Origin of the sequence: Paraburkholderia oxyphila NBRC 105797 (genome assembly GCF_000685075.1) — a bacterium.
Taxonomy (GTDB): Bacteria; Pseudomonadota; Gammaproteobacteria; order Burkholderiales; family Burkholderiaceae; genus Paraburkholderia; species Paraburkholderia oxyphila.
Window position 1 is genome coordinate 1 of the sequence record NZ_BAYD01000176.1, and the last position, 12,807, is coordinate 12,807.

10 protein-coding genes and 2 pseudogenes are annotated in these 12,807 nt (G+C 55.9%); 8 read left to right on the plus strand and 4 right to left on the minus strand.

The features are described 5' to 3' along the window. Nucleotides 1–110: 110 nt before the first annotated feature. The 4 genes and pseudogenes from BO1_RS46410 to BO1_RS61655 all read right to left on the minus strand — a co-directional run. Nucleotides 111–830 carry a hypothetical protein gene (locus BO1_RS46410; RefSeq protein WP_028223408.1) on the minus strand — a complete coding sequence of 240 codons (720 nt, stop codon included), beginning with the start codon at nt 828–830 and terminating at the stop codon, nt 111–113. Between the two features lie 113 nt (nt 831–943). Next, nucleotides 944–1,711, minus strand: coding sequence for an SDR family NAD(P)-dependent oxidoreductase (locus BO1_RS46415; protein WP_028223409.1), 768 nt, complete (start codon nt 1,709–1,711; stop codon nt 944–946). A 12-nt stretch (nt 1,712–1,723) separates the two neighbouring features. After that, on the minus strand, nt 1,724–2,419 hold the full coding sequence (locus BO1_RS46420) for an SDR family oxidoreductase (protein ID WP_028223410.1): 696 nt from the start codon (nt 2,417–2,419) through the stop codon (nt 1,724–1,726). Nucleotides 2,420–2,516: 97 nt separating this feature from the next. Then, nucleotides 2,517–2,844 (minus strand): annotated as a pseudogene (locus BO1_RS61655) (IS481 family transposase); the annotation flags it as partial. A 493-nt stretch (nt 2,845–3,337) separates the two neighbouring features. Between BO1_RS61655 and BO1_RS55685 the strand changes: the two are divergent. The 8 genes and pseudogenes from BO1_RS55685 to BO1_RS46470 form a co-directional block, all read left to right on the plus strand. Next, nucleotides 3,338–4,735, plus strand: coding sequence for an MFS transporter (locus BO1_RS55685; RefSeq protein WP_052409857.1), 1,398 nt, complete (start codon nt 3,338–3,340; stop codon nt 4,733–4,735). A 172-nt stretch (nt 4,736–4,907) separates the two neighbouring features. Further along, nucleotides 4,908–5,622, plus strand: a pseudogene (locus BO1_RS62225) (DDE-type integrase/transposase/recombinase). 509 nt (nt 5,623–6,131) lie between these two features. After that, nucleotides 6,132–7,253 (plus strand): alpha/beta fold hydrolase, encoded by a 1,122-nt coding sequence (locus tag BO1_RS46445; RefSeq protein ID WP_028223412.1) that lies wholly within the window; start codon nt 6,132–6,134, stop codon nt 7,251–7,253. A 34-nt stretch (nt 7,254–7,287) separates the two neighbouring features. Then, nucleotides 7,288–7,860: a VOC family protein gene (locus tag BO1_RS55690; RefSeq protein WP_407670094.1), complete on the plus strand. Its 573-nt coding sequence runs from the start codon at nt 7,288–7,290 to the stop codon at nt 7,858–7,860. A gap of 33 nt (nt 7,861–7,893) precedes the next feature. Further along, on the plus strand, nt 7,894–9,327 hold the full coding sequence (locus BO1_RS56985; RefSeq protein ID WP_028223413.1) for an FAD-dependent oxidoreductase: 1,434 nt from the start codon (nt 7,894–7,896) through the stop codon (nt 9,325–9,327). 255 nt (nt 9,328–9,582) lie between these two features. Next, on the plus strand, nt 9,583–10,347 hold the full coding sequence (locus tag BO1_RS46460) for an SDR family oxidoreductase (RefSeq protein WP_028223414.1): 765 nt from the start codon (nt 9,583–9,585) through the stop codon (nt 10,345–10,347). A gap of 409 nt (nt 10,348–10,756) precedes the next feature. Then, a complete protein-coding gene (locus BO1_RS46465) occupies nt 10,757–12,253 on the plus strand; it encodes an aldehyde dehydrogenase family protein (RefSeq protein ID WP_043289087.1) in 1,497 nt (498 codons plus the stop codon). A gap of 18 nt (nt 12,254–12,271) precedes the next feature. Then, on the plus strand, nt 12,272–12,807 hold a 536-nt coding region (locus tag BO1_RS46470; protein ID WP_028223416.1), incomplete at its 3' end, for a GMC family oxidoreductase N-terminal domain-containing protein.

Here is a 12,807-nt window from a genome sequence, read left to right on the forward strand (position 1 = left end):
GTGAACCGTAAGCCCTGCCCTTTGGGGCCGGGTTAAGGTACGCGCCCGCGCCGAGCCCGCAGCGATCTTTTTGAGATTCGTGCTGCAGACTGGCCGGAATTCGCGCGGCCTTAGATGCGACCGTGGAGAACGTGCTCAACCGCCAGTATGTCGACGGCCTCCTGTCGGAACAGATCCGAATCGGGCAAAATCATCTCGTCATGCTGGCGAGTTTGGAAAGGCCGCCCCATCTCTTCAAGGCTTGCGTGCCAACCCTCCGCGATGCCGTCATAGCCAAATGGAAGTAGGCCTGAGTTCAATCCTTCTTCCAGATAGTTTTTCACTGACTTGGGTGGCGGTGGAAGTTCAAGGGCGCGTCGAAGCTTGGTCCAGATTGGAGGATGTATGGCCGTCCAGTGATAGAAGAACTGGTACTGGGACAAGTGAGGTAGCTTCTTGATGAGGATGAACGACTTGATCCTGACATCCACCTCCGGACCGCCGGCGTTGGGAGATTCCCTCGCAAGGACGACTCGACAGTTGGGTAGGTCGAGCAACTCATTCGATTTCAACAGTGGATTGCAGCCGTCATGACGGCGCGCTTGCTCCAGTTGCTCCAGCTCCTCGAACCAAAACTCGTCAATTCCGTCCCACTCATCATTCCATTCGTGAGTCGTGGGGCTCAGGCGAGCGGTCTTTTCTACCGTCGCGTTGAAGGCATAGCGGCGCGCAAGCGCGCGAACCCCGTCGTTGGGTTCCAGAGCTTTTCGCCGCGATCGAAGCCAAGCCGCAGCGAAGTCACTACGTGACAATGTCGGCGACCTCCGCAGAAAAATGAACATCTTCAGCAATTTACACCCTCCGGTTGTTCGCGCCTGGTAGCCTCATGGCGGCGATGAGCCGCCTAGGTCGCGATGCGTTTGGATTTGATGCTTCCATCCACCACGAAGCATCCGGCTCTTGCCTAGTTGCAAAAGGTACCTCCGTTCACATCGATCACTGTTCCAGTTATCCCGCTCGCATCGGCGGAGACGAGAAATCTCACGGCATTAGCAATGTCTTCAGGAAGGCCGAGTCGTCGCACCGGGACTCTGGCAATATATTCGCGATCGATAGAGGGGTCGGCTTGACTCGAAAGCGGTGTAACTATCCGTCCGGGGGCAACGCAATTGACGGTAACCGCCGTGCCGGCTAGCTCCATTGCGAGGACTCGCGATAGCGTAATCAGTCCCGTCTTGCTCGCATTGTAGGGGCCCGCAATGATCGGCGAAGCATAGCGCGCACAAACCGACGCGATATTGACAATGCGCCCACACGATGCCTGCTTCAATGCGGGGAGCAACTCGCGGCATAGCAGGAATGCGCCGGTCAGATTTACACGCATTACCAACTCCCACTCCGCAAGAGGTGTGTCGACGAGCGGGAGCTTGAACCCATTATGCTTGGGAGAGATGCCGGCATTGTTCACAAGTACCTGCACGCCTCCGAAACGCTCACCGATCTCCTTCACCCCCTCCCGGATCGAGCCCTCGTCCCCAACATCCATGCGCATGCCATGCGCAACGATGCCTTCGCCCTTCAGTTGGTCTGCGCTCGCATACACATCATCCAAGAGGTCACACATCACGACCTGGTAACCATCTTGTCCCAGCTGACGCGCAATCTCAAGGCCGATGCCTCGCGCAGCGCCAGTCACCAATGCTGTACCGCTGGATAAATTGTTGGTCGTCATTCCACGTCCGCCTCAAAGCATGCTACGGCCGCCATTCACGTCGAGCGTCTTTCCCGTAATGAAGCTCGAAGTGCCTGACAGAAAAAAGGAAATCGCTGCAACCGCGTCCGTGTGGTCTGGCGTATGCGCAGTGCGCGTCACCCGGCTGGTCGATTCGTCAGGACTGAACGCGCAAGCAACGGTATTCACGGTGATGCCATCGGGGCCTAGTTCCAGCGCGAACGTACGTGCCAACCCGATTAATGTAGCGCTGGCTGACAGATAGGCACCGGCGTACTGCTCTGGCATGCCGCGTACCAATTCCGGGACCATAAAGATCATGCGTGGGTCTGTCGCCCCCTTTAGCAGCGGCACAGAGAACCTGGACACCAGGAATGCAACAGCGGAATTTCGCCGCAGTGTCTCCGACCACCCTGCAGATCCGGTGTGCTCGATTGCCGCTGGTTCGCCTACGAAGGAATTCGCGAGAACCACGGCATCGATTCGACCACAGGTGGCAAATAACGCCGTTACCGCCGCCTCCAAGTCTTCCGCGCAATCATCGAGTGTGATGCATTCAATGTTCGCATGGGCTGGGAGGGTTGCGTGCGGAGATACCACGGCCGTCACATTGTGCCCCCTACTACTTAGTTGACTTGCGTTTCTAATGCCAAATTCCTCGTTACCGGTCGCGAGCACGAGAATGTTTCTGGCAGGCTGTGGCTGCATCACGGAGTCTCCTGTTCCTCTGATCATTGTGCGGCAGGCATGTCAACATCCGCCCAAAGATTATTATACACGTAATCCACTTACGTTCAACATAATTTAAACGGGTCCACGATGTCTTTTCACCATTGGTCGTTTGGTGCAGCACACCGAGCGCGAGCAAGCCGGCGGTCGCCTCTTCGGCAAGCATTGCTTCGTTGTCTGTCGTCAGGAAGCGCAGCAGACCACGATGCTGATACGCCTAGCACAGCCCGTGTATCGTGCTGCGCGCGGTCATCGAGCACGCGCAACGGCACCGGCCTGAACCACTAGCCTTCCTGAGTGCGCAGCTTGCGTGAGTCGTGATGGGACTCGAGATGCCAGAGCGCGTTGACGTGCTCAACCTCGAAGCTGCGGACCTCGAGCTTCTCGAGGCAATCGCGGGCCTTGCGCCGGCACCGCCAAGCCTCTCGATATGGGTGTAGTTCCGATCTTGACAGGCGCCAAAGCATCGCCCACTATCGGAATTAAATTACTTATATCGTAAATTTCAAGCGGCTGCACCGACGTTCATGCTGGCTAGGCTGGACGAACTTATTCGGGTCCGTTGCGACCGATCCGGCAGTGCTTGAACGAGGCGCTTACTTGCCCGGATGTGTCTTTCTTGCCTATGTACGCGAGCGACGGCAGGGGCGGTCGCACGAGGTGAATGCAAACGCTCGCTGTTCGAACGGCACGAACGTATAAGCCTGCAAGAAGGTTACAGCTCCTGCACCTGATTCATGGGCCTTCAGAGTCAAATAGCTCCTAGCAATTCGACTAACAGCTCTTTCGAACGGGATGACACACCCGCCCTCGAAGGCCATTTCAAAAGTCCGCTAGGTCGCGGTCGCGGTCTATGGTTCTGAGGTGAATTTCGGCGACCTTTCAATAGAGGAAACAATGGAAGGAGATAAACAAGTGTGCTCCATCGCGGCGACCAAGCGTAGCTTGAATGTGGACGAGTTGATCGACAACAATCCGGTGGGGTTGTTTCGCTGGATCCTGTTCGTCCTAGGCTTCTTGGCTGTTTTGCTAGATGGCTATGACTCCGCGATCATGTCGTTCGTCGCACCCAAGCTCAGCCAGGAATGGGGCTTAGATGTACAAACGATGGGACTTATCTTGAGCGCAGGCTTTGTCGGGCAAGCGCTCGGTGCAATAGGCGGGGGAGCACTGGCAGACCGATTGGGCAGACGGCCAATGGTCCTCGCAACCGTATTTGGCTTCGGCATCATGACCTTGGCGACTGCGGTAGCGCCGCATGTCACACTAATAATCGCTGCCCGGATGATTGCGGGGGCTTTTCTCGGAGCAGCGATCGCCAATGTTGCAGCACTTGTTGCCGAGTATGCGCCACGCCGCATCAGGTCATTCATGACGACGTTAGTACTCGGCGGCATCGGTTTTGGAGCAACTACTGGCGGAATGCTATCAGCATGGTTGATACCCGCCTTTGGCTGGAAAAGTGTAATCGTGGTTGGCGGAATCTTACCAGTAGTTCTCGCTTTCATATCTCTCTTTGGGGTCCCAGAGTCGTTGAAGTTTATGTTGCTCCATAAGCGAGGAGACGCGTCCACCGTCGAATCGATCGCGCGGAAGATTGCCCACAATCTGCGTAGCGACGAAAACGGATTGGTGCTTATTTACAAGGCCTCCAAATCCGAACAGCCCCAAGTTTCGTCAATCAGATTGGTCACCGCCCCAGCTTATCGTTCAAGCACCATAGCGTTATGGGTTACTTATTTTTGCGTTCTGTTTCTCATATATATACTGGTAAGTTGGTTGCCGACCCTGATTATGAAACAAAGTGGTTACGACATGTCAAAGAGCGCCCTCGTTGCATCGATGTATCACCTGGGTGGCCCGATCGGCTCGATCTGCATTGGCTGGGCGATGGATCGATGGAACAAAAAGGGCGTCCTTATCACTGCCCTCGTAGTCGCGGCCATTACGCTCGTACTTATAGGGCAACTTGCCCAGCAATCCAGCGTATTATTAGGTGCATGCGCATTTTTGGTCGGATTTTGCATCATCGGAGAGTCGATCGGGTTGGTCGCTTTTTCGGCGTCGTTCTATCCTACGGCGGCTCGCGCGACTGGTACAGGCTGCATGATGATGGCGGGTCGGATCGGAGCCAGCCTCAGTGCATTGGCTGGCGCCGCCCTTGTACTGCTAGGCTGGCCGATGTCGCAGCTTTTCCTGGCGCTGATCGTCCCGGCTCTCATCGCAGCTGCATGTTTGTCTGTGGTGAGGCCCGTCAATTGGTCTGCACCAGAACTGATTCTCCGGCAGCAATAGCAGGCTGCTGAAGTAGCGGAGGGACAGGTCAGACGGGAGAGACAACTGAAGCGTTGATAGCAGGCCTTCACTCGTTCCCAAGGGCTCTGTCAGGTTGGTGCGCAGACAGCGGTTGACCTTACCCTGCCGAGCACACCATTCGTAAGTTAGTGGGCTCGCGGTGAATCGGGCGATGAAAAGCAAATCGCCGTACCATGGCCCCCGACTCCCGCCGCCATCATCAACTGCACGGTTTGCTGATTTTTCCGGTTCAACCTGAGTCTTCGCGATGTCGAGCAGTTGTTGCTCGAGCGTGGTGTCATCGTCACGTACAAAATGATCGTTGCTGGCACGAGCAATTTGATGCCACCTTGCCTGGTGCGCCAAAGCGGCGCGGCGCAAGCCGGGCTCATTCTGCATCTCGACGAGGTCTATGCGACATTGCGCGGCGAGCCGTAATGTTATGCCATACGGTGAACGAGCATGGCACCGAACTGGACGTGCTGGTATAAAATCGGCGCGACAAGGCCGCAACAAAGCGCTCCTTTCGCAAGCTGTTGCGATCAAATCCGGTGCCGCACAAGATCGCTTCCGACCAGGTGCGCAGTTAACCTGCAGCAAAGGCATACGTCCCGAAACTCGCGCAAGTAAAGCATGTGTTCGTCAAAGCGGCCGGGCGGGTAGGCAACCGCCCGGAGCACAATCACCAGTCGACGCGAAGGCGCGAGAGGCACATGACTGGCTTTCGCGACGCGCGTCGTACGCAGGCATTCCCCTCGTTCTTCGGCACAGTCCGACAGCATCTCGAGTTGCCCTGGCACCAGATGAATTCAGTACGCCATCTAGAAGTGGCTCGCCATACGACATGGCTGGGCTGCCTTCACCGTCTCCGATCAGACGGTAGATAAGAGCGGAGAGACTGTTCTGCTCTGCGCGCTGGATTTGCATGAGACGGCCTTATCGAGTTGACAGACATGTACATGACGCGACGCACGCTTCCTCGCCCGCTGAATTTCGGCCTCGTGCCGCGCTAACACTGCACTAACGGAATTTCGCGAGAACATCTCCGCGCCCCAGATCCGCCGTGTTCGATTGCCGCTGGTTCGCCTACGAAGGAATTCGCGAGAACCACAGCATCGATTTGACCACAGGCGGCGAATAGCGCCTTTACCGCCCTCTCCAAGCCCTCCGCGCAGTCATCGAGTGTGACGTATCCGATGTTCTCATCGTTTGGGGGAGGGTTGGCCGCGGAGACACCACGGCCGTCCGCGAGCACGAGAATGTTGCTGGCACGCTGCGACTGCATCGCGGAGTCTCCTGGTCCTCCGATAAGGCGCGACGGGCATGTTGACATCCATCGATAAAATTATTATAAAAGTAACTCAATTACAGACACCATAATTTTAACGGGTCCATGATGTCCTCCGTACAAATCGATCTTCTTGCCATTCCAGTACCCGCCGGCGTTGAGGGTGAGAGCCAGTCCGGCCTCCAGATGGCCAACCCTCGCATTTATGGCGCCCTGGCGCATCGTCCCGGCAATCGCGTTGCAGCGATCGTCATGCATCCAACCAGCAACTTTCTGGGTCACTACCTGCTTGAGCCATTAGCTACCGCTGGCGTAGATATCCTCGGTTTGAACTCTCGGTACGTCGCTAATGACAGCACGCTCATCATGGAGCGAGTGATCCAGGACGTCGGGGCCGGCGTAAAGGCGATGCGTGAACGCGGCTACGACAAGGTGTTCCTGATCGGCAATTCTGGCGGCGCAGGCCTGATGTCTTTTTATCAAGCGCAAGCTGAGAATCTGACGGTAAAGGCCACCCCCGCCGGAGATCCGGTTGCGCTGGACAAGGAACAGTTGCCGCCAGCCGATGGGATCGCCATTTGCGCTGGGCATCTCGGCCGGCCATTGTTACTCGCCGGCCTCATTGACCCTTCGGTGATCGATGAGAGAGATCCAGTCTCGGCTAATCCAGAATTGGACATTTACGGTGCCGGGACACAACGGCCGTTTGGCCAGGAATTCATGGAACGTTACCGTGAGGCCCAATGGAACCGGATGCAGCACATCACGAAGCGTGCGCGTGAACGCCTCGCCTATATCCGCCGAAATGGGATTGCCAACGATGAAGCCTTCATCGTCTATCGCACGTACGCAGATCCCCGTTATATAGACGTCACTCTTGATGCGAACGATCGCAAGCCGGGGGGCACGCATCGTGGAACTGATCCGCGAAAAGTGAACTATGGTCCAAACACGCTGGGACGGTTCTGCACCCTCACGTCGTGGCTAAGCCAGTGGTCGCCGGACAGCAATGCCCAAGGTCCATCTGATCTTGCTAGAACGACGGTACCCGTCTTGCAACTCGAATACACCGGAGACGATTCGGTCTTTCCATCTGCAGTCCACGCGTGGGCGAATGCCGCAGCAGGTCGGCTTACGTCACAACAGATCAAGGGTGCAAATCACTATCTCAAAGGGCAACCAGAGTTACTGAAGCAGGTGGTGCATGAACTCAGCACATGGATGCGTTAGCACCATCAATCCAACATGAGAAAGGAGACGTATTGTGCAGACAAATTTGATTCGCATGAGGCAGATCGCACCGCGACCTGACGAGACACTGCCGACGGTACGAAGACTTCACCACTATGCGTATCGCTGCCGCGATTCGGAAGAGACGGTGAGGTTCTATGAAGACATCCTCGGCCTCCCGCTCGCACGCGTCATAAGCCACGACCATGTTCCGAGTACAGGTGAGTATGCACCCTACTGCCATTTGTTCTTCGAACTGGCGGATGGGTCGTATATCGCCTACTTCGACGTCTTCGACGGCAAGGGCTACATGCTTGCAGAAAACACCCCTGACTGGATACACCATATCGCCTTAACGGTGACATCTGAAGCAGAACTCCTCGCCATGAAGGAACGCCTCCAGGCGCACGGCATAGATGTTATTGGGCCGGTTACCCATACCATCATGAGTTCCATCTACTTCGCCGACCCTAATGGCCATCGAATGGAGTTGGTTTGGGAGCACGATTGCATTGCCGTACTCGAAAACGACTATGCAATTGCACACAAAAAACTGAAGGACGTATTGCATAAATACGTACCAGAACGTCTGCAGTCAAACGCGTAAGCGAACCGAGACTCCCTAATCAAAGAGACAAATATGTCCAGCGAGCAAATGCGCGACCTCAACGAATACGACGTTCTCGTAGTAGGCGCAGGCCTGGCGGGTTATGCAGCAGCCATCTCCGCAAGTGAATGCGGCGCTTCCGTGCTGCTGCTCGAAAAGATGCACACTTATGGCGGCAGCACCGCCTGGAGTGGCGGCGCATTTTGCTTCGCAGATACTGAGGACCAAGCCGCGGCAGGAATTAAGGACTGCGATGCACTTTTGCGCATGGATTTGACGCGTGGCGGTGAAGAAAAGTCCAATCCAGAGTTGATTGATCTCTACTTGACACGACAGCGAGAGATCTACAGATGGCTCAAGGGGCTTGGGGTGACGTTCACACCACCCGTATTGAGTCCTGGCCAATCCGTTCCGAGAAGCCATGGCGCAAGTCCACGGGTATTGCTCGACCTGCTGCATGAGCACTTCCTTCGCCAGGCACACTGCCGGTACATTGCTGGTGCAGATGTACTTGGTGTGGAACGCGATGGTGAGGGTGTGGCTCGTATCCTGCGAGTATGCATCAGCGGCGAGACGAATACGTTGGCCGCACGCCGTGCTGTCGTCATCGCTACGGGTGGATTTTCGCGGAGCCAAGATCTCTTTAAACGTTACGCTCCATGGCTCGAAAATGCGAAGCGTATGGGAGGGGAGGGTGCTACAGGTGACGGATTGAAGATGGGGATAGCACTTGGTGGCGATATCACAGATTTCGACTATCTGGAAGGTAGTTTCGGCGCTATCCTGCCTAATTACCCAAGCCCCAAAGCGTGGTCGGAAAACGATACGACCCTGATGCATGCAGAATATTCCGGTGCTATCGTCCTCAACAAACTGGGCAGGCGTTTTGTGAACGAGTCCCAGTCTTACCGGAAGCTGGGTGCAATCTGCCTCAAGCAGCCCGGAGCCGTTGCCTTCCAGCTTTTCGACCAGTCTGTGATGGACACCTCGCGAAGCGAACCGGTAACGAGGAATTTTAAAGCGGCCTTTGATCGAAATCTGATTCACCGGGCAAATTCCATTCGAGAGGCAGCGCAAATCATGGGACTACCTGCTGATGTAGTGGAGGCGGAGGTCGCCGAATACAACCGTCACATCGAATATGGCGAGGAACCCGCTTTTGGACGCAATTCCTTGCTTAACGGTGAGGGCAAGCCCTTTCCCCTTGTCAATGCGCCGTTCTACATTTACGCCTGCACTACGGGTATAAGCTCCACTCTTGCGGGTCTCGTGGCCAACGGGCGTATGGCGTTACTGGACACCTATGGCGATGAAGTGCCAGGCGTCTTTTTGGCCGGAGAAGTGGTAGGCGGCTTCCATGGCCCGATATCGGTCAGTGGGACCGCACTCTCTAAAGCAGCCATCTTCGGTAAGACTGCCGGAGAGAATGCGGCACGGTTCAGCACTAGCGTGAATGCAGGTTTGTGAAAGGCGAAGTTCATAACGCCTGATCAGAAGGAGCTTTCGCATCGTCGCTCGGAAAGCAACCGCTTTGAAATGGAGTCGTGAATCGCTAAAAGCGCGGCGGTGGCGTTTCTCACGGGAGCTCTCATGTGAAGTTCGCCGGTATTGACACGGAGTGCCGACACTATCCGCAGTCGGTGCAACACGAGGTCCTTCGTATGCACTTCAACTGATATCACATTCTGATACTACAAAACATCGACATGAAAGAGGAGAAACATGGATAGGAAGCGTTTTGAAGGTAAGTCCATTGTCGTGACGGGCGCGGCAACTGGCATCGGGCGCGCAGCTGCTATCGCATTTGCGTCAGAAGGTGGACGAGTCGCCGTTGTCGACGTCAACGAGAATGAAGCGCAGCACACCGTTTCGTTGATCGAGAAAAATGGTGGTGAAGCGTTCTTTCTCCGTGTCGATGTCAGTAGCAACGCGGAAACAGAAGCTATGGTTGCGAAGACAGTTGAGCGTTACGGAAGACTGGATGTTGCGTTCAACAACGCTGCAATCAGTGGGCCACCTGAATTCACTCTTGTCGATACTGACGAGAAGGTTTGGGACAAAATTATCGACATCGATCTAAAGAGTGTATTCCTGTGCATGAAACACGAAATTCGCGCGATGTTGAATACCGGTGGCGGTGCCATCGTCAACACCGCATCGGTGGCCGGTTTGGTTGGCCTAAGGAATAGGCCCGCCTACGTGGCAGCCAAGCATGGCGTCGTAGGACTAACTCGTGCAGCGGCATTGGAATATGCTGCGAGTAGGGTGCGCATTAACGCGATCTGTCCGGGTGGCATTGATACGGCCATGATCGCAGATATTAAGCAAGTGCCCGGAATGTGGGAGGCAGCAGCGGCTAAGCACCCGATCGCCCGTTTTGGTAAGCCGGAGGAAATCGCGAGTGCCGCACTCTTTTTGGCTTCCGCGGAATCGGGATTTATGGTCGGCCATCCCATGACGGTGGATGGCGGAGTTACTGTTCAGTGATCACGTTGCACGGCTAACGGTGGTGATGCCATAAATTCGCCTTAAAGTAGAAAATCGCTTTATTGTTATGAAGCAACTTTTCATTTTTCACACGTTCCCTGTTGCAGTGTGCGAATTGCAGGTATCGCTTACTTTATATGATGCTCGCATCTGTGACGTCAAGCGTGGCCACTTCAATGGACTCGCAGACTTCGAATGAGCGTGGCCCAAAAGTATCGACCGCAACGCAGTCGAAGATCTTTTGTCGCTTACGTTCATCACTTGGAGACGGTTTCACAAAGATTCCTGAGATCGCTGAAAAGCGTTCCAGAAGGTCAAACAGTCAAAATATATAGCAATACTCATATATATAAATAATATGTTCACCAGCTTAGCGCGTGCGACTTGACGACAAAAAGGAGGCCTTTGCATGCTCTTCATTCCACCGAACCCCGCCGAACATGCCGCCATTGCAGCCTCGCTGCCAAAGGTCAAGCTGATGCTCGGTGAGCAGGCTCTCTCCCAAGGTAGCGGCGGAACTTTCACTCATGTGAATACCGCAACGGGGCAGTTCCAGATGGAAGTTCCTCTGGCCGGCGAACTGGAAGTTGATGCCGCAGTGAAGGCTGCGCGCGCCGCGCTCCCAGCGTGGCGCGACTTGAAACCTTTCCGCCGTCGCCAGATCCTCGATCGTTTCGCCGACCTGATCGAGCAAAACATGGATCGCTTCACGAAGATGGCCGTCGTCGAGAACGGCATACCGTTGAACACCATGGTGCATGGCATGGGACCCCGTATCGTCAGTTGGACCCGCTACTATGCTGGCTGGGCCGACAAGATCGAAGGACTCGTGACCGGCATGAATCCTGGCGATCACTTTGAATACACGGTGCCGGAACCCTATGGCGTAATTGCCCATATCATTACGTGGAATGCGCCGATGCTGTCGTTAGCGATGAAGATTCCACCATCGCTGGCGGCGGGCAACACTGTCGTCATCAAGCCGGCTGAATTCACGCCGTTCAGCTCCCAGTTATTCGTCGAACTGGCTCTAGACGCTGGTGTGCCGCCGGGCGTGATCAATGTACTGCCCGGTGGCGTGGCGGCGGGAGAAGCACTCGTACGTCACCGCGACGTGGACAGAATATCCTTTACGGGTGGACCGGTGGGCGCGCGCGCCATCATGCGCTCTGCTGCCGAAAGCCTTAAGCCGTGTGTTTTCGAACTGGGTGGCAAATCGGCCAACGTAGTATTCCCCGACGTCGATATTCCCTCTACCGCCGCCTACTGTGCTGGCTTTGGCCTTTCGAACAGCGGCCAAGGCTGTGCGCTGCCGACGCGCATCATGGTTCACGAATCAATCTACGAACCCTTCATCGAGGCCGTGCAGGCGGCTATGGAGCACCTGCCCTACGGCGATCCAGTGAACGAAAACGTGATCGTCGGCCCGATGGTCAATGCGCTCGCCTGCGATCGCGTGCGAGGCATGATCAACGAAGCACGCGAGCAGCAAGTCGGTCGCTTCCTTACCGGCGCCGACATTAGCGGTGACGGCCAAGGCAACTTCGTCACCCCGACACTCATCACCGAAGCCGATCCATACTGCACCATCGCCCAGAAGGAAGTGTTCGGGCCGGTGCTGTGTGCGTTCAAGTTCCGCGACGAAGACGAGGCTGTGGCACTGGCCAACGCGACCGAATACGGCCTCGCAGCCTACGTGCAGACCAATGACCTCAATATCGCCCAGCGCATGGTGCGTCGACTGCACGCCGGTACCGTTTTCGTGAACCAGGCGACACCGGCTTTCCACGCGGCGTCGCCATTCGGTGGTGTGGGCATCTCTGGCTTTGGGCGCGAAGGCGGCAAGGCTGGCCTGGAGGAATTCATCCGGGTTAAGGGGGTAGGCATGAGTATCCGCGCCAGCTGAACGGCCTGTACCGACGCAATGGCAATTCGGAAGCAGCGCCATTTTCTCGTCGAAGACGCCTCCAGGACGGACCATGACACCGATCGATTTCAGATCGAAGAGATGAGCACAAACGCCGAATTCGATTTCATCATTGTCGGAGCGGGATCCGCCGGATGCGTGCTGGCGCGGCAGCTTTCGGAAGATCCGGACATCAAGGTCTTGCTGATCGAAAATGGCCCAGATGACCACAGCAACCGCTTCCTTGTCGATATGCCAAAAGGATTTGGCAAGCTGCTGACCGATGCCCGCTATGCGTACCACTTCGCCACCCAGTATCTTCGGGCAAAAGATGCCGGCCCGGAAATCTGGGCGCGGGGCAAGACCCTGGGGGGCTCCAGCGCGGTGAACGGTATGGTGTGGACCCGGGGCCAGCCTGAGGATTACAACCACCTCGCCGCCATGGGCAACTGTGGTTGGGGCTGGACAGACATGTTGCCCTACCTCAGGAAGCTGGAAAACCATGGGCTCGGTGAGAGCAAATGGCGTGGAGTGAATGGCCCGATCGCGGTCAA

Excerpts from the sequence above, each read along its gene's own strand:
- BO1_RS46460 (WP_028223414.1), top strand. The coding sequence starts at position 9,583 with ATGGATAGGAAGCGTTTTGAAGGTAAGTCCATTGTCGTGACGGGCGCG.
- BO1_RS46420 (WP_028223410.1), bottom strand. The coding sequence starts at position 2,419 with ATGCAGCCACAGCCTGCCAGAAACATTCTCGTGCTCGCGACCGGTAAC.
- BO1_RS46465 (WP_043289087.1), top strand. The coding sequence starts at position 10,757 with ATGCTCTTCATTCCACCGAACCCCGCCGAACATGCCGCCATTGCAGCC.
- BO1_RS46415 (WP_028223409.1), bottom strand. The coding sequence starts at position 1,711 with ATGACGACCAACAATTTATCCAGCGGTACAGCATTGGTGACTGGCGCT.
- BO1_RS56985 (WP_028223413.1), top strand. The coding sequence starts at position 7,894 with ATGTCCAGCGAGCAAATGCGCGACCTCAACGAATACGACGTTCTCGTA.
- BO1_RS46445 (WP_028223412.1), top strand. The coding sequence starts at position 6,132 with ATGTCCTCCGTACAAATCGATCTTCTTGCCATTCCAGTACCCGCCGGC.
- BO1_RS55685 (WP_052409857.1), top strand. The coding sequence starts at position 3,338 with ATGGAAGGAGATAAACAAGTGTGCTCCATCGCGGCGACCAAGCGTAGC.